This window comes from Ralstonia psammae, from assembly GCF_958405935.1.
In the GTDB taxonomy this organism is placed as follows: domain Bacteria; phylum Pseudomonadota; class Gammaproteobacteria; order Burkholderiales; family Burkholderiaceae; genus Ralstonia; species Ralstonia psammae.
Map to the genome: position 1 here is coordinate 86,417 of NZ_CATZBU010000015.1, position 19,909 is coordinate 106,325.

The window sequence follows — 19,909 nt, forward strand, 5'->3', positions numbered from 1 at the left end:
GCGCCCCGATTGCAACCCAGGCCGGATCAATGGCCGGCAGCCGCCATGCTCTTGCCGATATCGGCCGCCGCGACCTTCGGCGCCGGCGCCTTGTTGGCCGCCATCTTGGGCTGGCCGGCGTTCTCCAGGAAGGCCACCGGATTCTGCGGGACGTCGTTGACATGCACCTCGAAGTGCAGGTGGGGGCCGGTGGCGCGGCCGGTGCGGCCGATCAACGCGATACGCTCGCCCGCCTTCACGATGTCACCGACCTTCACGAATACCTTGGACGCATGGGCATAGCGCGTCTTCAGGCCGTTGCCGTGATCGATGTCGATCATGTTGCCGTATTCGTGGTGGAATTCACTGGCCACCACCACGCCGCCGGCAGCCGCCACGATGGGCGTGCCAACGGGGCCGACAAAGTCGACGCCGTCGTGCTGCGTGCGCCGGCCGGTGAACGGATCGATTCTCGTGCCAAAGCCCGAGGAGTCGTAGCCCGTAGCCACGGGGCGCACGGTGGGCATCATCTTGGCGTGGATCTGGCGATCCATCAGGGTGCTCTCTAGCACGCTGAGGTAATCGTTGCGCTGGTCGGCCGAGCGCGTCAGGCGGTTCAGCTCGGATTGAATTTCCGGCATCGACATCGGCCGCGAGAACGCACCTTCCGGGCCGCCCCGGCTCGGCTGCAATTTGAAGTCGAACTCGCGCGGCGGCACACCCGCCAGGCCCGACACACGGGCGCCCAGCGCGTCCAGGCGCGCGATCTGCGCCTGCATTTCGCCGATGCGCGCGGCCATCAGGTTGAGGTTTTCGCGGGTAACTCGCGGGTCTGGGCCGGCAACCGCGGAAGCGGTCGCTCCCGGCAGCAGCCCCTGCTTGGCCGCCAGCCACGTGCCACCGACGGACAGGGCCGCCACGGTCAGCAGCGCCGCGCCGATGGACACCAAGACGCCGCGTCGCGACAGGTGTGTCGCGCCGGCCTTGCGCGGGTGAATCAGGATGATCTGCATCGCTCGTTTTCCGGACAAAAAAGCTGCCCACCAGCACGAAAGCGCGATGAAGCGCCCTACAATGCCGGCATGCGAATCTTTGTTCATCCCGCTCTCAAGACGCCTGTGGCAAAACCCGTCCAGGACTGGCTCTCGGGTGCCGGTTCGGTCGGCCCGCTGATGCAGGCGGCCAGGCAATTGGCGTCTTTGGAAGCGGAGGTGTTGTCGCTGTTGCCGCCCGGCTTGGGCGGGGGGGTGGCGATCGGCGGCATCAAGAACGATGCGCGCGACAGCCGGGAAGCGACACTGGTGTTGCTCGCCGCACATAGTGCGGCTGCGGCGCGCTTGCGGCAGGTGGTTCCCACCTTGCTGGAGCGTCTGCAGCGCCGGGGATCGCAGATTACCGCAATTCGTGTACGGGTACAACCGCAGGGTGGCAGCGACAGTTTATGGCCACAAGAGACCGAAAAGCCGCCTAAACGCGCCAAGATGACGGCAGTTGGTGTCAACAGCCTGGCTGCACTCGCCAACGAACTGCCTGATTCGCCGCTCCGGCAGGCCTTGGCCGAAATGATCGCGCGGCATGTTGCACCTGCCGGCAGACCCAAATGAAAAGCGCCCCGCTGGGCGCTTTTTTCATGCGGACAACCGCGTCAGGCCATCACGAAAACGCGGGCTGCAGTTGTGGCAGGAACGCGCGCGGCGCCTCTTCCACCTTGTCGAACGTCACGATCTCGTAGGCCGTTTCATCGGCCAGCAGCGCGCGCAGCAGCGCATTGTTCAGCCCGTGCCCCGATTTGTGCGCCGTGTATGCGGCAATCAGTGGATGGCCAATCACGTACAGGTCACCAATGGCGTCGAGGATCTTGTGACGGACGAACTCATCGCCGTAGCGCAGCTCGTCGTTGTTCAGCATGCGATGCTCGTCGAGCACGATGGCGTTGTCGAGGCTGCCGCCGCGTGCCAGACCGACCTCGCGCAGCATTTCAACTTCGTGTGCGAAACCGAACGTACGGGCGCGGGCGATTTCGCGCGTGTAGCTGGTGTCGGCAAAGTCGATTTCGAACGTCTGGCCGGTCTTGTCAACGGCGGGATGGCGGAATTCGATCGTGAATGACAGCTTGAAGCCGAAGTAAGGGTCCAGGCGGGCAAGTTTGTCGCCCTCGCGGATTTCCACAGGCTTGGTCACGCGGATGAAGCGCTTGGCTGCGCCCTGCTCTTCGATGCCTGCCGATTGCAGCAGAAACACGAACGAGGCCGCGCTACCGTCCATGATGGGGATTTCTTCGGCGTCGACGTCGACATAGAGATTGTCGATACCGAGGCCTGCGCAAGCGGACATCAAGTGTTCGACGGTCGACACGCGGGCACCGTCCTTTTGCAGGACGGACGCCAAGCGGGTGTCGCCGATGGCGCTGGCGGTAGCGGGAATCTCGACGGCCGGGTCGAGGTCAACACGCGTGAAGACGATGCCGGTGCCTGCGGCTGCCGGGCGCAACGTCAACGTCACCTTGCGGCCCGAGTGCAACCCGATGCCGACGGTCTTGACGAGGGACTTGATGGTGCGTTGTTTCAACATGGCCGCCCTCAACTCACAAAATTTGTACGATTGTTTTTATCTATGCGGTCTGCATAGGTGATAACCCTAAGCATACCATTTTCACATCCCTGCCTTCAAAACGACTTTTGTATCGGGATGTTAGGGGTGCACACACTCTGCTCAACCTTAGTGCACGCAGATTCGGCGCCACGGTCTCGTCAACCTTGAGGCGGGGCGGGATAGCGGGCGGCACTCCGCCATTCGGGGGAGGTTCTGGCGTGGCGTCAGAGTATCGCCAGGATCGATTCGGCGCTGCTGACGGTGAACTGTCCGGGCGCTTCGACCTGTAGCGCTGTTACCACACCGTCCTTCACGATCATCGCGTAGCGCTGCGAACGCACGCCCATGCCACGCTTGGAGAGGTCCTGGTCGAGGCCGAGCTTGCTGGTGAACTCTGCGCTGCCGTCGCCCAGCATGCGGATTTTGTCGTCGGTGCCCTGCGTGCGGGCCCAGGCGCCCATCACGAAGGCGTCGTTGACGGACACACACCAGATCTCGTCGATGCCCTTGGCGCGCAGCGCGTCGTAGTGGGCGAGATAGCCGGGCACATGCCGCGCGGAGCAGGTCGGCGTGAACGCACCAGGCAGGCCGAAGATGACAATCGTCTTGCCTTCGGCCAGATGCTGGACGGAGAAAGCGTTGGGGCCGAGCGCGCAGCCGTCCTTTTCCACTTCAAAGAACTCGTAGAGCGTTGCGTCGGGAAGCGGTTGACCAGGCTGGATCATGATCGTAAAGGAGCGTTTGCGTGGATATCGCGATCATAGAACCTGCTGAGTGTCCGTGCAGCCGGTTCGTAAAAACAAGACCGCCCGTGTGAACGAATCACGCGGGCGGTCTTGGGAGACAACACGATCAGGCCGCTTGGCTCGGAACGCACCGTGCGCGGCACAACGAACGGATACACCCGCCGGGCGGGGTGAACCCTTCCGGGGAGGCGGCCAGAGGCCAACCTGCCCGGCGGCAACGACTGTGTCCGGTTCGTCGAGCGCTGTCGACTGACGAGCGGCGGGCCATCACACAACGGCGATCACGGGAGGGGAGCCGTGAACCGCGCGCGGCGTGCGGTGCCGCAGGCAGTCAGACGTGCGCGAGCGCTATCGAACCAACGCAGGCCCGATCAGTCCGCCTGCTTGCGCAGGAATGCCGGAATGTCGTACGTGTCGACGCCCTTCTCTTGCAGTGCTGCCACGTGAGCCGATGCAGACTCACGCGAGCTGCGCCACACGGCCGGCGTGTCGAAGTTGCTGTAGTCCGGCGCGGCTGCCACCGAGTGACCGCCACCACCGCCGAAAGCCACCGGCTGGTTGTCGGTACCGGTCTTCAGCAGCGTCATCGTCTGCTGCTGTTGTTGCTTGTTGCGCGCGGCGCGTCCCAGGCCCGTGGCAACTACGGTCACGCGCAGTGCATCGCCCATGGCATCGTCGTAGACCGTACCGAAGATGACGGTGGCATCTTCCGCGGCATAGCTGCGGATGGTGTTCATCACTTCCTTGGTCTCGGACAGCTTGAGCGAGCGGCTGGCCGTGATGTTGACTAGCACGCCACGCGCGCCCGACAGGTCCACGCCTTCCAGCAACGGGCTTGCCACGGCTTGTTCTGCCGCCAGGCGTGCACGGTCGACGCCGGACACGGTAGCCGTGCCCATCATCGCCTTGCCTTGTTCGCCCATCACGGTCTTCACGTCTTCAAAGTCGACGTTCACCAGACCGTCGACGTTGATGATTTCCGCAATGCCGGCAACCGCGTTGTGCAGCACGTCGTCGGCGCACTGGAAGCACTTGTCCATCTCGGCGTCGTCGCCCATGACTTCGAAGAGCTTTTCGTTGAGCACCACGATCAGCGAATCGACGTTGCCTTCGAGGTCATTCGCGCCGTGTTCGCCAACCTTCGAGCGGCGTGCGCCTTCGAAGTCGAACGGCTTGGAGACCACGCCCACGGTCAGGATGCCCATTTCCTTGGCCACCTGCGCAACCACCGGTGCTGCGCCCGTGCCCGTACCGCCGCCCATGCCGGCAGTGATGAAGACCATGTGCGCGCCGCGCAGTGCGTCGGCGATCTGCTCACGGGCTTCTTCTGCGCAGTGCTTGCCCACTTCCGGCTTGGCACCCGCGCCCAGGCCGGTGCTGCCCAGTTGCAGCACGCGCGATGCGGTCGAGCGCTTGAGCGCCTGCGCATCGGTGTTCATGCAGATGAATTCCACGCCTTGCACGCCGCGGTTGATCATGTGCTGCACGGCATTACCGCCCGCGCCGCCGACGCCGACCACCTTGATGATGGTGCCGTCCTGCATTTCCGTTTCAATCATGTCGAAGTCCATCATTGCCTCCAGAAGTGATCAGTCCCAGACGATGCAGCCTCCCCGCCGCAACTCCTGGTTCCTGAACAAAAAACATCAAAACAAGAAACTCAACTTGCTCCCCCCAGGGAGCACATCGTCAACGCCCAGCACACCCATGCTTAGAAGTTGCCGATGAACCATTCCTTCATGCGCGTCCAGATCTGCTTGGCCGACCCGGACTGCACCACGACCTTGCGCCCGCGCACGCGCTGCACGCGACCTTCCTGCAGCAAGCCCATCACCGTGGCGTAACGCGGGCTCTTCACCACCTCGTGCAGATTGCCGCGGTACTCGGGCACGCCCACACGCACGGGCTTCAAGAACATGTCTTCACCCAGCTCGACCATGCCCGGCATCATTGCGGTACCGCCGGTGAGGACCACGCCGCTGGAGAGCAGTTCCTCATAACCGGACTCGCGCACCACCTGATGCACGAGCGAGAACAGCTCTTCCACGCGCGGCTCGATCACAGCGGCCAGCGCCTGGCGGCTCAATGTGCGCGGACCACGATCGCCGACGCCCGGCACATCGATCATCTCGTCCGGATCGGCCAGCACCTGCTTGGCGATCCCGTACTGGATCTTGATGTCTTCAGCGTCCGGCGTTGGCGTGCGCAGCGCCATGGCGATATCGTTGGTGATCTGGTCACCGGCGATGGGGATCACGGCCGTGTGGCGGATCGCGCCCTCACTGAAGATAGCGATGTCGGTCGTGCCGCTGCCGATGTCGACTAGCACCACGCCGAGTTCCTTTTCGTCTTCGGTCAGCACGGCCAAGCTCGATGCGAGCGGCTGCAGGATCAGGTCGTGCACTTCCAGCCCGCAACGGCGCACGCACTTGACGATGTTCTGCGCCGCGCTCACCGCGCCGGTCACGATGTGCACCTTCACTTCAAGCCGGATGCCGCTCATGCCGATCGGCTCGCGCACGTCTTCCTGGCCGTCGATGATGAATTCCTGCGTGAGGATGTGCAGGATCTGCTGATCGGTCGGGATGTTGACGGCCTTGGCGGTCTCGATCACACGGGCCACATCGGTGGAGGTGACCTCCTTGTCCTTGATCGCCACCATGCCGCTTGAGTTGAAGCTGCGGATATGGCTGCCGGCAATGCCCGTGAAGACCTCGCTGATCTTGCAGTCGGCCATCAGTTCGGCTTCTTCGAGCGCCTTCTGGATCGACTGGACGGTCGCCTCGATGTTGACGACCACGCCCTTCTTCAGCCCCTTCGATTCGGTCTGGCCCATGCCGATGACCTCGTAGGCGCCGTCAGGACGCAGCTCGGCCACCACCGCCACCACCTTGGAGGTGCCGATATCCAGCCCGACCAGAAGATCCTTGTATTCCTTGCTCATCGCGTTTTCTCTGTGCTTCGCGTTGCTTTGTTGTTGGCCGCTGCATTTGCTTTCGGCTTTGCAGCATTGCCGGTGCCGGGCAGCTTGCCCCCCTTGGCCAGCACCGCAGCCTGCGCATCGGTCAGGAAGCGCACACCCGCCGCCCGAACTGCGAACCCATTCGGATACCGCAGATCGGCGTATTCGATCTGACCGCCCCAGCGCTTCGTCACCTCGGGCCACGCACGCACAAAGCGGCGGGCACGCGCGGCCAGCGCGGTGCGGTCATCGTCATTCAGTTCACGGCCCAGCTCGATGACCGTGCCGTTGGACAACCGCGCGCGCCAGGCGTAGCGGTCGGTGAGCGTCACGCTCAGCGGTTCGACGTTCATCGGCTTGAACCACTCGGTCATGGTCTCCAGCTTGTCCACCACATCCTGTTCGGTACCTTCGGGGCCGGCCAGCGCAACCAGGTCGGTGTCGTCCTCGGCTTCGGCCAGGTTGGCCACGAAGACTTCGCCATACGTGTTGACCAGCTTGCCGGACTCATTACCACCCCAGGTGCCAAGCGCTTCGTGTTCCTGCACTTCCACCAGCAGCCCGTTTGGCCAAACGCGGCGCACGCTCGCACGCCGCACCCACGGCACCGATTCGAACGCGGCACGCGCCTCATCCAGATTCAGCGAGAAGAAATTGCCGCGCAGCTTGGTCAGCGCGTTGGCGCGCAGACTGGGCACATTCACGTGGCGCAACTCGCTGCCGGCCATCGGCATCACACGCACCTGCTGCAGCTGGAACATCGGTCGCTGCATCAGCCAGACCGCCCCCACGCCCAATGCGCCCAACGCGAGCAGCGCGTACAGCGCACTCGCGACGGCGTTGAGGAGACGGGTGTTGTGCCACATAACGTTGTGCAGTCCGGTTTCGCTTACTCGGGTTTCCAGTCGGTGCTCGCGTGCAGCTCCAGCGATGCACTCGCTGCCAGTTGCAACACGAAGTCTTCATAGCTGATGCCGGCAGCGCGTGCGCCCATCGGCACCAGCGAATGGCCGGTCATGCCCGGCGACGTGTTCATCTCCAGCAGGAACGGCGCGTTGTCGGACTTGCGCAGCATGATGTCGGCGCGGCCCCAGCCACGGCAGCCCAGTCCGCGATACGCCTGCACCACCAGCCCCTGCACGCGCGCGGCCACATCGGCGGGAATCGGTGCCGGGCATTCGTAACGCGTGTCGTCGGTGAAGTACTTGTTCTGGTAGTCGTAGTTGGCCTGCGGCGCGACGATGCGGATGAGCGGCAATGCCGTGGCGCTCTCGCCTTCGCCGATGATCGGGCAGGTCAGCTCGTCGCCTTCGATGAACTGCTCGGCCATCACGTCGCGGTCCAGGCGCGCGGCCTTTTCGTAGGCGGCGGGCAGTTCAGCGACGCTCGTGACCTTGGTCAGACCGATCGACGAGCCTTCGCGCGCCGGCTTGACGATCAGGGGCAGGCCAAGACGGTCGGCCACGGCTTGCCAGTCAGCGCTGGCGTGCAGCATCACGAAATCGGGCGTGGGCAGGCCGTGGGTCTGCCATTGGCGCTTGGTGGCTTCCTTGTCCATCGCCAGCGCAGACGCGAGTACGCCGCTGCCGGTGTAAGGAATGCCGAATTGCTCGAGCAGGCCCTGGATCGTGCCGTCTTCGCCAAAGCGGCCGTGCAGCGAGATCACCACGCGGTCGAACCCTTGCTTGGCCAGATCGGCCACGGCCTGCTGGCCCGGATCGAACGGGTGCGCATCGACGCCGCGTGCGCGCAGCGCTGCCAGCACGCCGTTGCCGGACATCAGCGAAATGTCGCGCTCGGCGGAACGACCGCCCATGAGCACGCCCACCTTGCCGAGGGACTTCGGATCAATCGTCGGATGTGGAACAAACGGACCGGTCGTCATGCTGCGGCGCCTCCGTTCAGATCCACGACGTTTGCCGTGCGCGCCTGAGCCTGCAACGCAACCACCTGACCGGGCACCTGTCCGATCGATCCAGCGCCCATGGTGATGACCACGTCGCCGTCCTGCGCCGCAGCCAGGATCGCTTGCGGCATGTCTTCGATCTGTTCCACGAATACCGGTTCGATCTTGTTCGCCACGCGTAGCGCACGCGTAAGCGCACGGCCGTCGGCGGCGATGATGGGCGGCTCGCCGGCCGCGTACACCTCGGCCAGCAGCAGCGCGTCGACAGTGCCGAGCACCTTCACAAAATCTTCAAAGCAATCGCGCGTGCGCGTGAAGCGGTGCGGCTGGAACGACAGCACGAGGCGGCGACCGGGGAACGCACCGCGCGCAGCGGCAAGCGTTGCAGCCATCTCGACGGGGTGATGGCCGTAGTCGTCGATGAGCGTGAAGCGGCCCGTGCCGTCAGCGGTCGGCACTTCGCCGTAGCGCTGGAAGCGGCGGCCCACGCCGGTGAACTCGGCCAGCGCCTTGACGATAGCCTCGTCCGGCACTTCCAGTTCAGTCGCGATGGCGATGGCAGCCAGCGCGTTCTGCACGTTGTGCAGGCCCGGCAGGTTGAGCGTGATCGACAGCGGCGGCTCGGCATGGCCGTCAAGCTGGCGGATCACGGTGAATTCCATGCGGCCATCGACGGCGCGCGCATTGACGGCACGCACCTGCGCATCTTCGGCAAAACCGTAGCGCACGACAGGCTTGGAGACGAACGGCAGAATTTCGCGCACGTTCGGGTCATCCACGCACAGCACGGCGATGCCGTAGAACGGCAGACGCTGCGTGAACTCGATGAACGCCTGCTTCAGGCGCGCGAAGTCGTGCCCGTAGGTATCCATGTGATCGGCATCGATATTGGTGATGACCTCGATCACGGGGAACAGGTTGAGGAACGACGCGTCGGATTCGTCGGCCTCGGCGACGATGAAATCGCCCGTGCCCAGCCGCGCGTTGGCGCCGGCCGAGTTCAGGCGCCCGCCGATCACGAAGGTCGGGTCCAGGCCGCCCTCGGCCAGCACGGATGCGACCAGGCTGGTGGTCGTCGTCTTGCCGTGCGTGCCGGCAATGGCGATGCCCTGCTTCAGGCGCATCAGCTCGGCCAGCATCACCGCACGCGGCACGATGGGGATGCGCTTGGCGCGCGCGGCCAGCACTTCCGGATTGTCGCCGCGCACGGCGGTGGACACCACCACGGCATTGGCGCCGATCACATGTTCCGGCGCATGGCCCTGCATGATCGTCGCGCCAAGCGTTGCCAGGCGCTGCGTGGTCGCGCTGCTGCCCAGATCGGAGCCTGTCACGCGGTAGCCCAGGTTAAGCAGCACCTCGGCGATGCCGCTCATGCCGGCGCCGCCGATGCCTACAAAATGGATGTTCTTGACGATGTGCTTCATATCGATTCGATTCCCTATGCCCGTGCCACCGCTACACACACGTCGGCAACACGCTCGGCCGCTGCGGGCCGTGCCTGCTCACGTGCTTTAGCCGCCATATTGGCCAATTGCGCACGCGTCAGGGACGCGAGTGTATCTGCCAGCGATGCCGGACCCAGTTCCTGCTGCGACACCAACAGCGCCGCGCCGCGTTCGGAGAGGAAGCGCGCGTTGGTGGTCTGGTGATCGTCCACGGCATGCGGGAACGGCACGAACAGCGCCGCGACACCCGCCGCGGCCACTTCTGAAACAGTCATTGCGCCCGCGCGGCAGATCACGAGATCGGCGTGCGCATACGCGGCTGCCATGTCGTCGATGAAGGGCACCGGCTGCGCGTGGGCATCATCAATGCCGGCGGCGGCATAGTTGGCGCGCAGCGTGTCGATCTGCTTGGCGCCGGCCTGGTGGATGACGATCGGGCGCGTATCGGCTGGCAGCAACGCCAGCGCCTTGGGCACCACATCGTTGAGCGCCGCCGCGCCCAGGCTGCCGCCCACGACCAGCACGCGCAGCGGGCCGGTACGCTCGGCGTAGCGCGCTTGCGGCGAAGCCAGCATTGCCAGATCGGCGCGGATCGGATTGCCGACCCACTCGGCGCCGGACAGCGCATTCGGAAACGCGCAGAGCACGCGATCGGCCACGCGCGCGAGCACGCGGTTGGCTAGACCTGCAATGGAATTCTGTTCGTGCAGCACCAGCGGGCGCCCCAGCAGCACGCTCATCATGCCGCCCGGGAACGTGATATAGCCGCCCATGCCCAGCACCACGTTGGGACGCACACGGCGCACCACGCCCAGGCTCTGCCAGAACGCGCGCAGCAGATTGAGCGGCAGCAGCAACTTGGTGACGAGGCCCTTGCCACGCAAACCACCAAACTGCACCGACTCCAGAGGGAAGCCGTGCTTGGGCACCAACTGGCCTTCCATGCCGTTCGCGTTGCCGAGCCACACCACCTTCCAGCCACGCGCGGCCAACAGCTTGGCTACCGACAATGCAGGGAAGATATGACCCCCCGTACCACCGGCCATGACGAGGAGCGTGCGCGGCGCCAGATCGGCCGAATTGCGTGCCGTCATACCTTGCCCCCCCGCATCAGCACGCGGTTTTCATAATCGATACGCAACAGCAGCGCGAGCGCCACGCAGTTCATCAGGATGCCCGAGCCGCCGTAGCTGACCATCGGCAGCGTCAGGCCCTTGGTCGGCAGCAAGCCGAGGTTCACACCCATGTTGATGAAGGCCTGCCAGCCGACCCAGATACCCAGGCCCTTGGCAACCAGGCCGGCGAACGTGCGGTCGAGCTGCAGCGCGGTGCGGCCGATCTCGAACGCGCGGCGCACCATCCAATAGAACAGCAGGATCACGATCAGCACGCCGACAAAGCCCAGCTCCTCGCCGATCACCGCCAGGATGAAGTCGGTATGCGCTTCAGGCAGGTAGTGCAGCTTCTCGATGCTGCCGCCCAGGCCAACGCCCGTCCACTCGCCACGGCCAAACGCGATGAGCGAGTGCGTCAATTGGTACGCCTTGCCCTGTGCGTATTCCTCTTGCCACGGGTTCAGGTACGCGAAGATCCGCTCGCGCCGCCAGGGCGACGCCACGATCAGCAGCGAGAAGGTTGAAATCGCAGTCAGCACCAGCCCACCGAACAGCTTGCCGTTCACGCCGCCCAGGAACAGGATGCCCATGGCCACAGCCGCGATCACCAGGAACGCGCCCATGTCCGGCTCCAACAGCAGGAGCGAGCCGACGAACGCCACGGCCACACCCATGGGCAGGAAGCCCTTGCGCACGCTCTGCATCCAGTCCTGCTTGCGCACGGTGTAGTTGGCGGCGTACAGCACCACCGCCAGCTTCATCAGCTCGGACGGCTGGAAGTTCATGATGCCCAGCGGCAGCCAGCGGCGTGCGCCGTTCACGCCCTTGCCCACGTGCGGCACGAGCACGAGCACCAGCAGCACCAAGGCGATGATGAAGAGCTTGGGAGCGTATTTGTCCCAGAACTTGACCGGAATCTGGAATGCGACGATCGCACCGACCAGCCCGATCACCAGTGAGAAGATGTGGCGAATCAGAAAATGGCCGTTGCTGTAGTTGGCGTACTTGGGCGAATCCGGCAACGCGATCGACGCCGAATACACCATCACCAGCCCGAGGCCGAGCAGCACGATCGCCACCCACATCAGCGGCTGGTCGTACTCCATCATCTTGGAGCGCGTGGGCTTGACGCCCGAAACGGCATCGCGCAGCCCATCCCACGCGTTGCCGATGGTCGCGCCGATGAAGCCGCTGCGCTTGATCTGGGTGTCGCTCATAGGAGGACTCCTCGGTCTGCCGCCAATGCGGCCACGGCCTCGTGAAACACCTGGGCGCGGTGTTCGTAGTTGCGGAACATGTCAAAGCTGGCGCACGCCGGAGACAACAGCACGGCGTCGCCGGGTTGCGCGTGCACAGCGGCTTCCTGCACGGCGGCTTCCAGCGTCGGGGCGTCGACCAGCTTGACGCCGGTATTGGTCAGCGCCTCGCGGATCAGCGGCGCATCGCGGCCGATGAGCACCACGGCACGTGCGTATTGCGCGACCGGCTCAGCCAGCGGCGAGAAGTCCTGCCCCTTGCCATCGCCACCCGCAATCAGCACGACATGCTTGGACAAGCCCGAGAGTGCGGCCACGGTCGCACCGACGTTGGTGCCCTTGCTGTCGTCGAAGAATTCGATGTCGTCAAACGCGGCGATCAGCTCGACGCGGTGCGGTTCGCCGGCGTAATCGCGCAGGCCGTGCAGCAGTGCGCTCACTGGCAGGCCGATCGCGCGGCACAGTGCCAGCGCGGCCATCGCGTTGGTCGCGTTGTGCAAGCCACGGATGCGCAGTGCGTCGGCGGGCATCAGGCGCTTGAGGCGCACCGGCACCGGCGCGGCGGGCGCCGGGTCACCCTTCTTGCGGCGCGCGGGCTTCGGCAGATCGTCCTCATCGGCTTCGGCCAATACGATCCAGGGCATGCCGCCCTCGCGCAGCAAGCCAAGCGCATCGGGCGTGCTCGGCTCGTCGATCCCGAAGGTGATATCGCCACCGCTCTTGCTGGCGAAGGCCATCACGCCGGCGTCCTGACGGTTCAGCACGCGCACGGTTTTGGCACCGAAGATGCGGCCCTTGGCAGCGGCATAGGCGTCCATCGTGCCGTGCCAGTCAAGGTGATCCTGCGTGATGTTCAGGACGGTGGCGGCATCTGCGTCCAGCGTGTGCGTGGTTTCGAGCTGGAAACTGGAAAGCTCCAGCACCCACACGTCGGGCAGGGTGCCGGCGTCAACGCATTCGCCGAGCTTATCCAACGCCGACGGGCTGATGTTGCCTGCCACGCCGACGGTCTTGCCGGCGCGCTCGACCAAGGCGCCCGTAAGCGCCGTGGTGGTCGTCTTGCCGTTGGTGCCGGTGATGGCCAGCACGCGCGGCGAGTAGCCTTGCGCGGCCTTCAGACCCGCCAACGCGCGGGCAAACAATTCGATCTCGCCCCACACCGGCACGCTGCGCGCATTGGCGGCGCTCAGCAGCGCCGCGACGTTGGCATCCAGCGGCGACAGGCCGGGGCTGATCGCCACCAGCGTCACACCGTCCAGCAGCGATACGGCGAACGGACCGCTCACGAATTCGGCGTCCGGCACGTGCGAGCGCAGCGTCGGCAGGTTGGCCGGTGCCTCGCGCGTATCGGCCACGCGCACGCGTGCGCCATGACGGGCACACCAGCGCGCCATCGCCAGGCCAGACTCACCCAGGCCGAGCACCAGCACCACCGGCGCCTCGAACTCGCCGAACATGCGCGGCGCCTGCGCGGTTTCAGCAGCGGGCATCGGCTCGGCAGAATCGAGCGTCGCGACCACGGCGTCCACGGCCGCTTCCGGCTGCGTGGCGGCCATGTCGTCGTCCGGGGTGGTGGGGTCGGTCATGTCGATCATGTCCGTGCTCATCGCAGCTTCAGGGTCGACAGGCCGATCAGCACCAGCATCATGGTGATGACCCAGAAGCGCACGACCACTTGCGTTTCTTTCCAGCCGGACAACTCGAAATGATGGTGCAGCGGCGCCATGCGGAACAGGCGCCGGCCTTCGCCATAACGCTTCTTGGTGAATTTGAACCACGTCACCTGCAGCATCACCGAGACGGTCTCGGCCACGAAGATGCCGCCCATGATGAAGAGCACGATTTCCTGACGCACGATCACGGCGATGGTGCCGAGCGCGCCACCCAGCGCCAGCGCGCCGACGTCACCCATGAAGACCTGCGCCGGGTGTGCGTTGAACCACAGGAAGGCAAGCCCCGCCCCTGCCATCGCCGAGCAGAAGATCAGCAGCTCACCCGCGCCCGGAATGTGCGGGAACAGCAGGTACTTGCTGTAGACGGCGCTGCCCATCACGTAGGCGAAGATGCCCAGCGCGCTGCCCACCAGCACGACCGGCATGATGACGAGGCCATCGAGTCCATCGGTCAGATTCACCGCGTTGCTGGAGCCGACGATGACGAGGTACGTCAGCACAATGAAGCCGAACACGCCCAGCGGGTAGCTGACTTCCTTGAAGAACGGCACGATCAGGTGCGACTTGGCCGGCAGGTTCAGTGACAGGCCGCTGCGCACCCAGTCCATGAACAGCTCGAGCACGCGCATGTTGCTCGTCTCGGACACCGAGAACGCCAGATACGCAGCCGCAAACAGGCCGATCACGGTCTGCCAGAAGAACTTCTCGCGCGAAGACATGCCCTTCGGATCACGGTGCACGACCTTGCGGTAGTCATCCACCCAGCCGACCGCACCGTAGCCGAGCGTGACCAGCAGCACGATCCAGATGAAGCGGTTGCCCCAGTCCGCCCACAGCAGCGTCGACACGGCAATGCCGATGAGCACCAGCACACCGCCCATGGTAGGGGTGCCGGCCTTGACCAGATGCGTCTGCGGACCATAGCTGCGCACGGCCTGGCCGACTTTCAGTTCCGTCAGGCGACGGATCACAAACGGCCCGAACCCGAGGCCGATCACCAGCGCCGTGAGAGATGCCATCACGGCGCGGAACGTCAGATAGTTGAAGACGCGCAGGAAGCCGTAGTCGTTCTGCAACCATTGCGCCAATGCCAATAACATGGGTTCTTGCTTCCCTTAATGCTGCTGTTGTGTGCTGGAACCGGCCGGCGAATCCGCTACCGGGTCTTTCAAGACCAGCGCTTCCACAATGCGTTCCATCCGCATGAAGCGCGAGCCCTTCACCAATACCGTCGCGGCCGGCGCAATGGCAGGCACGCCGTGCTCAATCAGGTCTTCCGCCGACGCAAAATGCTGGGCACCCGCGCCGAAGGCATCGACTGTGTGGCGCGCAAGCTCGCCGGTTGCCAGCACCGCGTCGATGCCGTGCTCGCGCGCATAGGCGCCGATCTCTTCGTGGAAGGCCGGGCCCTGCGAGCCAACCTCGCCCATGTCACCCAGCACCAACCAGCGCGGCGCCGGCAGCGTGACAAGCGCATCGATCGCCGCGCGCATCGAATCCGGGTTCGCGTTGTACGTGTCGTCGATGACGAGGCCGCCGTGCGTGCCCTGCTTGCGCTGCAACCGCCCCTTGACGGGCGCAAAGTTGCCCAGCGCTTGTGCGATCACCTCGGGAGCAACACCGGCAGCCAGCGCACATGCCGTCGCGGCCAGCGCGTTGCGTGCGTTGTGCAAACCCAGCAGCGGCAACGTAATGACGAAGCGCTGGCCGGGGGCCTGCACATCAATGCGTTGCCCGTCGGCAGTGTCCTCCACCGTGCCCGTCACGGCGCCGGCCTCGATACCGAAATCGAGCACGCGACGCGAACCCGCCGCGGCTTGCCACACCGGCGCATACTCGCCGCCGTTGGCCGCATCACGCGGATACACCGCCACGCCATCGGCCGGCAACGCGGCCAGCACAGCGGCATGTTCTTCAGCAACCGCTTCCACGCTGACCATGAATTCCTGGTGCTCGCGCTGGGCGTTGTTGATCATCGCCACGGTCGGCTGGGCAATGGCGGCCAATACGGCCGTCTCGCCCGGATGGTTCATGCCGAGTTCAAGCACGGCAAGCTTGTGTTGCGCGTTCAAGCGGAACAGCGTGAGTGGCAGGCCGATGTCGTTGTTGAAGTTGCCGGCGGTCGCCAGGCGGGCGTCTTCACCCACGGCCTGCGCGAAGATCGCGGAGATCATCTCCTTGACCGTGGTCTTGCCGTTGCTGCCCGTCACGGCGACGACCGGAATCGGGAACTGGCGACGCCATCCGGCGGCAAGTTGGCCGAGCCCGATGCGCGTATCGGCGACGGTCAGCACGGCCACGTTGGTCACATCCAGCGTGGCCGCCGGTGCACGCGACACCAGCACGGCGGCAGCGCCGCGCGCCACCACTTCGGGCAGGAAATCGTGCGCATCGAAACGCTCGCCGATCAGCGCGACGAACAGGTCGCCGGGCTGCACGGCGCGACTGTCGGTCGTCACGCGCAGGATGGCCGCGTCGGGGCCGGCCAGATAGGCGCCGGTCATCCAGGCAGCGGCGTCGGTCGCGTGCATCATCACGGTCGGGGCGCTCATGCATTCACCCCACGGGCTGCGAGCGCCAGGCGCACATGTTCCTGATCGGAGAACGGTCGCTTGCGACCGGCAATCTCCTGCGTCGATTCATGTCCCTTGCCAGCCACGACAATCACGTCATGCGCATCTGCATGCCGCACAGCGTGCAGGATGGCAGCCGCGCGGTCTTCGATCTGGGTGGCGCCACGCGGGTTGTCCATGCCATCCGCGATCTCGTCGAGGATGTGCTGCGGATCTTCGCTGCGCGGGTTGTCGGAGGTCAGCACCACGTGCGGCGCCAGACGCTCGGCGATGGCGCCCATTTGCGGACGCTTGCCGGGGTCGCGATCACCACCGCAGCCGAACACGGCCCACAGCTTGCCGCCGCGCGCTTCGGTAATCGGCGCGAGTGCGCGCAGCGTCTGCTCCAGTGCGTCGGGGGTGTGGGCGTAATCGACCACCACCAGCGGACCGTCTTCGCCGCCGAAACGCTCCATGCGGCCGCTCACGGGTTGCAGCTTTTCCAGGCGCGCGATGGCGTCCTGCCACGGCAAGCCAGCCGCCAGCAGTGCACCCAGCACACCCAGGAGATTTGATACGTTGAACAGACCAACGGTCGGCGCATGGACGGTCGCATGACCAAAGCTGCCATCCACCTCGAACGTCGTGCCGGTGCGATGCGCGCGCACGTTGCTGGCTCGCAGCCATTGCCTGGCACCGTGCTGCGCAGCGGCTTCGCCGTCAATGCCGTATTCGATGGTCTGGACATCGGCGCGGGCGTTCTGGAGCAAGCGGGCGCCGGCGGCGGCGTCGCGGTTGATGACCGCTGCGCGTAGGCCTGGCCAGCCGAACAGGCGCGCCTTGGCGAGTTCGTACTCGGCCATCGTGCCGTGGTAGTCGAGGTGATCCTGCGTCAGGTTCGTAAACACCGCGACGTCGAAGCAGGTGCCATCCACACGGCCTTGCTCCAGGCCATGCGACGACACCTCCATGGCAATGGCGCGGGCGCCTGCACGGTGCAGATCGGCAAGGCTGCGCTGGAGTTGAATGGCGTCCGGCGTGGTAAAGCCGGTGGCGGCCAGCGCATCGACAAACCCAGTGCCGAGCGTACCCACCACTGCGCAACGCTCGCCGTGCTTGGTCAGGGCCTGCGCAATCCATTGCGAACACGATGTCTTGCCGTTGGTGCCCGTCACGCCAATCACACGCAGCGCTTGCGGGCCCGGCACGCCGTACCACTGCGCGGCCAGCGGTCCGGCCAGTTCAGCCAGGCCGTCCACCGGCAGGATGCGCACGGGCGCGTCGGCGGGCATCGCGTAGCCATGGGCTTCGGCCAGCACGGCAGAAGCACCAGCTTCGATGGCCTGCGGAATATGCGGACGGCCATCGCCACGCTGGCGCACATTGCCGAGCACGTAGGCAACGAACACATCGCCGGTCTTGAGCTTGCGCGTGTCGCTGGTGAGGTCGGCACCGGCCGGAGCCTGGGCGCGCAGCCAATCCACGACGGGCGCGAGGCGCGCAGCGATCGTCGGACGATCGGAGGTGGGCTTGGCTGTCATTGCAAGCCCCCCACCGGCTCTTCCGGCACGTCCGGGGTCATCACGAGCTGGCGCACCGGCGAATCCGGTGGCACGTTCAACGCGCGCAGGGTGCCGCCCACGATTTGGGAGAACACCGGGCCGGCCGCGCCGCCGCCATAGCGGTTACCCACCGTGGGCTCGTCCACGCTCACCGCCACGATGATGCGCGGGTTCGACATCGGCGCCAGGCCAATAAACGAGGCGCGATACTTGGAGCGGTCATAGCCGCGTCCGGTGTGCTTCCATGCCGTGCCGGTCTTGCCGCCCACGCGATAGCCCATCACCTGGGCCTGGGGCGCGGTACCGCCGGGCGCCGTCACCGTCTCCAGCATCTGGCGGACCTGCCGCGCCACCTCCGGCGAGATCACGCGCTCGCCCTGCGGCGGCTGGCCATCGGTGCGGTACATGGTGATCGGGATCAGCTCGCCATCGTGCGCGAAGATGGTGTACGCATGTGCAATCTGGAACAGCGACACCGACAGGCCGTAGCCGTACGACATGGTCGCCTGCTCGATGCGGCGCCATTTGTTTGCCGGCCGCAGCCGCCCTGCCACCGCGCCCGGAAAGCCGATCTTCGGCGCCTGACCCAAGCCGACGCTGGTGAACATATCCCACATTTCCTGCGGCTTGAGCATCATCGCGATCTTGGTCGTACCGATGTTGCTGGAGTGCTGGATCACCTGCGCAACCGTGAGCGTGCCGTAGTTGCCGGTATCGGAAATGGTTGCGCCTTCAAAGCTGTATTTGCCGTTGGTCTGCACCAGCGTGGTAGGCGTCACGCGCTTGAGCTGCAGCGCCAGGCTGATGGTGACCGGCTTCATCATCGAGCCGGGCTCGAAGGTGTCGGTCAACACGCGGTTGCGCAATTGCTCGCCCGACAGGCGGCTGCGGTCGTTCGGGTTGTAGGTCGGGTAGTTGGCAAGCGCCAGCACCTCGCCGGTCTGGGCATCCAGCACGATGGCACTGGCGGCCTTGGCGTGGGTACGCTCAATGGCGGCCTTCAGTTCATTGAAGGTCAGATACTGGATCTTGGCGTCGATCGACAGCGTCTGGTCATGCCCATCACGCGGGGCCTTGAGCACGCCCACGTCTTCCACCACGCGGCCCAGGCGATCCTTGATCACTTGACGCTGACCCGCAGCGCCTGCGAGGTCGGACTCGCGCGCCAGCTCCATGCCTTCCTGGCCCTTGTCCTCAACGTTGGTGAAACCAACGATATGCGCCATCGCTTCGCCTTCCGGATAGAAGCGTTTGTACTCTCGCGTCTGGTAGATGCCTTCGATCTTCAGCGCGGCAATCTGGTCAGCCACCTCGGGCAGCACCTGGCGCTTGAGGTACACGAAGCCCTTGTCTTCGCCCAGCTTGCCCGAAAGCTCCTTGTTGTTCATGCCAAGCAGCTTGGCGAGCTTCTTCATGTCTTCGCCAGGCACGTTGTTGGGCACGTCTTCGGGCACGGCCCAGATGGCCTTCACCGGCAGGCTGGTGGCCAGCACCAGGCCATTGCGATCGAGAATCTTGCCGCGCGTGGCCGGCAACTCCAGCGTGCGCTGGAAGCGCTTCTTGCCCTCGGCTTCATAGAAGCGGTTGCCGGGACCTTGAATCCACAGCGCGCGGCCAATCAGCGCCAGGAACGCCGCGAACATCAGGAACACGACCAGCTTCGAGCGCCACATCGGCAAGCGCAGGCCCAGCACCGGGCTGGCGGAAAACTGGCCCAGGCGCGCGCGCGCCGTGGTGCCGTTGGATTTGCGTGCGCCGCTCATGGCTGTACTCCGGAAGCCGTGGGCGCGCTGGCCGCCGCCGAGGAAGCCCCCGAGGGCATCCCGGCCGCCGGCAAATCGGCAAACCCCTGCAGGTACTGCGTGCGACCCGCCTGCGCGGGCGACATCTTCAATTGCTTGCTCGCGATATCAGCAATGCGAGCGCTCTTGCCCAGCGCGCTCTGCTCATATTGCAGGCGCGACCAGTCGGTGTTGAGTTGCTTTTCTTCCGCCTGCGCGCGATCCAGCGCGACAAACAGTTGCCGCGCCTGATGCTGTGCGTTGACCAGCGACAGCGCGCACAGCACCAGCGCGGTCAGCAGGAACATGTTCAGGCGGTTCATGGCATGCGTCTCCG

The 19,909-nt window shown here is 65.2% G+C and carries 17 protein-coding genes; 1 reads left to right on the top strand and 16 read right to left on the bottom strand.

Annotated features, from left to right (window positions below):
- Nucleotides 1-26: 26 nt before the first annotated feature.
- Nucleotides 27-992 carry a M23 family metallopeptidase gene (locus R2N16_RS22360; protein ID WP_316668699.1) on the bottom strand — a complete coding sequence of 322 codons (966 nt, stop codon included), beginning with the start codon at nucleotides 990-992 and terminating at the stop codon, nucleotides 27-29.
- Between the two features lie 69 nt (nucleotides 993-1,061).
- Between R2N16_RS22360 and R2N16_RS22365 the strand changes: the two genes are divergently transcribed.
- On the top strand, nucleotides 1,062-1,583 hold the full coding sequence (locus R2N16_RS22365; RefSeq protein ID WP_316668756.1) for a DciA family protein: 522 nt from the start codon (nucleotides 1,062-1,064) through the stop codon (nucleotides 1,581-1,583).
- 49 nt (nucleotides 1,584-1,632) lie between these two features.
- Here the strand turns inward: R2N16_RS22365 and lpxC are convergent, their stop codons facing one another.
- The 15 genes from lpxC to ftsL all read right to left on the bottom strand — a co-directional run bounded on the left by lpxC (nucleotide 1,633) and on the right by ftsL (nucleotide 19,895).
- Nucleotides 1,633-2,550, bottom strand: coding sequence for a UDP-3-O-acyl-N-acetylglucosamine deacetylase (lpxC, locus tag R2N16_RS22370; RefSeq protein ID WP_316668701.1), 918 nt, complete (start codon nucleotides 2,548-2,550; stop codon nucleotides 1,633-1,635).
- Nucleotides 2,551-2,795: 245 nt separating this feature from the next.
- Nucleotides 2,796-3,296 (bottom strand): peroxiredoxin, encoded by a 501-nt coding sequence (locus R2N16_RS22375; RefSeq protein ID WP_316668702.1) that lies wholly within the window; start codon nucleotides 3,294-3,296, stop codon nucleotides 2,796-2,798.
- 392 nt (nucleotides 3,297-3,688) lie between these two features.
- Nucleotides 3,689-4,888 carry a cell division protein FtsZ gene (ftsZ, locus tag R2N16_RS22380; RefSeq protein WP_316668758.1) on the bottom strand — a complete coding sequence of 400 codons (1,200 nt, stop codon included), beginning with the start codon at nucleotides 4,886-4,888 and terminating at the stop codon, nucleotides 3,689-3,691.
- 140 nt (nucleotides 4,889-5,028) lie between these two features.
- The gene (ftsA, locus tag R2N16_RS22385) at nucleotides 5,029-6,261 is read right to left on the bottom strand and encodes a cell division protein FtsA (protein ID WP_024979178.1); all 1,233 of its coding nucleotides are present in this window, start codon (nucleotides 6,259-6,261) and stop codon (nucleotides 5,029-5,031) included.
- Nucleotides 6,258-7,145 carry a cell division protein FtsQ/DivIB gene (locus tag R2N16_RS22390; protein WP_316668705.1) on the bottom strand — a complete coding sequence of 296 codons (888 nt, stop codon included), beginning with the start codon at nucleotides 7,143-7,145 and terminating at the stop codon, nucleotides 6,258-6,260. The genes ftsA and R2N16_RS22390 overlap by 4 nt, the downstream gene beginning before the upstream one ends.
- Nucleotides 7,146-7,168: 23 nt before the next feature.
- The gene (locus R2N16_RS22395) at nucleotides 7,169-8,164 is read right to left on the bottom strand and encodes a D-alanine--D-alanine ligase (RefSeq protein WP_316668707.1); all 996 of its coding nucleotides are present in this window, start codon (nucleotides 8,162-8,164) and stop codon (nucleotides 7,169-7,171) included.
- Nucleotides 8,161-9,612: a UDP-N-acetylmuramate--L-alanine ligase gene (murC, locus tag R2N16_RS22400; RefSeq protein WP_316668709.1), complete on the bottom strand. Its 1,452-nt coding sequence runs from the start codon at nucleotides 9,610-9,612 to the stop codon at nucleotides 8,161-8,163. Before murC ends, R2N16_RS22395 begins: the two co-directional genes overlap by 4 nt.
- A gap of 14 nt (nucleotides 9,613-9,626) precedes the next feature.
- Nucleotides 9,627-10,727 carry an undecaprenyldiphospho-muramoylpentapeptide beta-N-acetylglucosaminyltransferase gene (gene murG, locus R2N16_RS22405; RefSeq protein ID WP_316668711.1) on the bottom strand — a complete coding sequence of 367 codons (1,101 nt, stop codon included), beginning with the start codon at nucleotides 10,725-10,727 and terminating at the stop codon, nucleotides 9,627-9,629.
- Nucleotides 10,724-11,965: a putative lipid II flippase FtsW gene (ftsW, locus tag R2N16_RS22410; RefSeq protein ID WP_316668713.1), complete on the bottom strand. Its 1,242-nt coding sequence runs from the start codon at nucleotides 11,963-11,965 to the stop codon at nucleotides 10,724-10,726. The genes murG and ftsW overlap by 4 nt, the downstream gene beginning before the upstream one ends.
- The gene (gene murD, locus R2N16_RS22415) at nucleotides 11,962-13,461 is read right to left on the bottom strand and encodes a UDP-N-acetylmuramoyl-L-alanine--D-glutamate ligase (RefSeq protein WP_316668760.1); all 1,500 of its coding nucleotides are present in this window, start codon (nucleotides 13,459-13,461) and stop codon (nucleotides 11,962-11,964) included. The genes ftsW and murD overlap by 4 nt, the downstream gene beginning before the upstream one ends.
- A 146-nt stretch (nucleotides 13,462-13,607) precedes the next feature.
- A complete protein-coding gene (gene mraY / locus R2N16_RS22420) occupies nucleotides 13,608-14,777 on the bottom strand; it encodes a phospho-N-acetylmuramoyl-pentapeptide-transferase (protein ID WP_316668715.1) in 1,170 nt (389 codons plus the stop codon).
- Between the two features lie 15 nt (nucleotides 14,778-14,792).
- Nucleotides 14,793-16,229 carry a UDP-N-acetylmuramoyl-tripeptide--D-alanyl-D-alanine ligase gene (locus tag R2N16_RS22425; protein ID WP_316668717.1) on the bottom strand — a complete coding sequence of 479 codons (1,437 nt, stop codon included), beginning with the start codon at nucleotides 16,227-16,229 and terminating at the stop codon, nucleotides 14,793-14,795.
- Entirely contained in the window at nucleotides 16,226-17,770 is a 1,545-nt protein-coding gene (locus tag R2N16_RS22430) for a UDP-N-acetylmuramoyl-L-alanyl-D-glutamate--2,6-diaminopimelate ligase (RefSeq protein WP_316668719.1), read from the bottom strand. The genes R2N16_RS22425 and R2N16_RS22430 overlap by 4 nt, the downstream gene beginning before the upstream one ends.
- Entirely contained in the window at nucleotides 17,767-19,554 is a 1,788-nt protein-coding gene (locus tag R2N16_RS22435; protein ID WP_316668721.1) for a peptidoglycan D,D-transpeptidase FtsI family protein, read from the bottom strand. The genes R2N16_RS22430 and R2N16_RS22435 overlap by 4 nt, the downstream gene beginning before the upstream one ends.
- The gene (gene ftsL / locus R2N16_RS22440) at nucleotides 19,551-19,895 is read right to left on the bottom strand and encodes a cell division protein FtsL (RefSeq protein ID WP_316668723.1); all 345 of its coding nucleotides are present in this window, start codon (nucleotides 19,893-19,895) and stop codon (nucleotides 19,551-19,553) included. The genes R2N16_RS22435 and ftsL overlap by 4 nt, the downstream gene beginning before the upstream one ends.
- Nucleotides 19,896-19,909 lie beyond the last annotated feature (14 nt).

What these genes read in the sequence shown, in the direction of transcription:
- R2N16_RS22365 (WP_316668756.1), top strand. Translation starts at nt 1,062, where the DNA reads ATGCGAATCTTTGTTCATCCCGCTCTCAAGACGCCTGTGGCAAAACCC.
- murG (WP_316668711.1), bottom strand. Translation starts at nt 10,727, where the DNA reads ATGACGGCACGCAATTCGGCCGATCTGGCGCCGCGCACGCTCCTCGTC.
- mraY (WP_316668715.1), bottom strand. Translation starts at nt 14,777, where the DNA reads ATGTTATTGGCATTGGCGCAATGGTTGCAGAACGACTACGGCTTCCTG.
- R2N16_RS22375 (WP_316668702.1), bottom strand. Translation starts at nt 3,296, where the DNA reads ATGATCCAGCCTGGTCAACCGCTTCCCGACGCAACGCTCTACGAGTTC.
- R2N16_RS22395 (WP_316668707.1), bottom strand. Translation starts at nt 8,164, where the DNA reads ATGACGACCGGTCCGTTTGTTCCACATCCGACGATTGATCCGAAGTCC.
- murD (WP_316668760.1), bottom strand. Translation starts at nt 13,461, where the DNA reads ATGTTCGGCGAGTTCGAGGCGCCGGTGGTGCTGGTGCTCGGCCTGGGT.
- R2N16_RS22360 (WP_316668699.1), bottom strand. Translation starts at nt 992, where the DNA reads ATGCAGATCATCCTGATTCACCCGCGCAAGGCCGGCGCGACACACCTG.
- ftsL (WP_316668723.1), bottom strand. Translation starts at nt 19,895, where the DNA reads ATGAACCGCCTGAACATGTTCCTGCTGACCGCGCTGGTGCTGTGCGCG.
- ftsZ (WP_316668758.1), bottom strand. Translation starts at nt 4,888, where the DNA reads ATGGACTTCGACATGATTGAAACGGAAATGCAGGACGGCACCATCATC.
- R2N16_RS22430 (WP_316668719.1), bottom strand. Translation starts at nt 17,770, where the DNA reads ATGACAGCCAAGCCCACCTCCGATCGTCCGACGATCGCTGCGCGCCTC.
- murC (WP_316668709.1), bottom strand. Translation starts at nt 9,612, where the DNA reads ATGAAGCACATCGTCAAGAACATCCATTTTGTAGGCATCGGCGGCGCC.
- ftsA (WP_024979178.1), bottom strand. Translation starts at nt 6,261, where the DNA reads ATGAGCAAGGAATACAAGGATCTTCTGGTCGGGCTGGATATCGGCACC.
- R2N16_RS22435 (WP_316668721.1), bottom strand. Translation starts at nt 19,554, where the DNA reads ATGAGCGGCGCACGCAAATCCAACGGCACCACGGCGCGCGCGCGCCTG.
- R2N16_RS22425 (WP_316668717.1), bottom strand. Translation starts at nt 16,229, where the DNA reads ATGAGCGCCCCGACCGTGATGATGCACGCGACCGACGCCGCTGCCTGG.
- ftsW (WP_316668713.1), bottom strand. Translation starts at nt 11,965, where the DNA reads ATGAGCGACACCCAGATCAAGCGCAGCGGCTTCATCGGCGCGACCATC.
- R2N16_RS22390 (WP_316668705.1), bottom strand. Translation starts at nt 7,145, where the DNA reads ATGTGGCACAACACCCGTCTCCTCAACGCCGTCGCGAGTGCGCTGTAC.
- lpxC (WP_316668701.1), bottom strand. Translation starts at nt 2,550, where the DNA reads ATGTTGAAACAACGCACCATCAAGTCCCTCGTCAAGACCGTCGGCATC.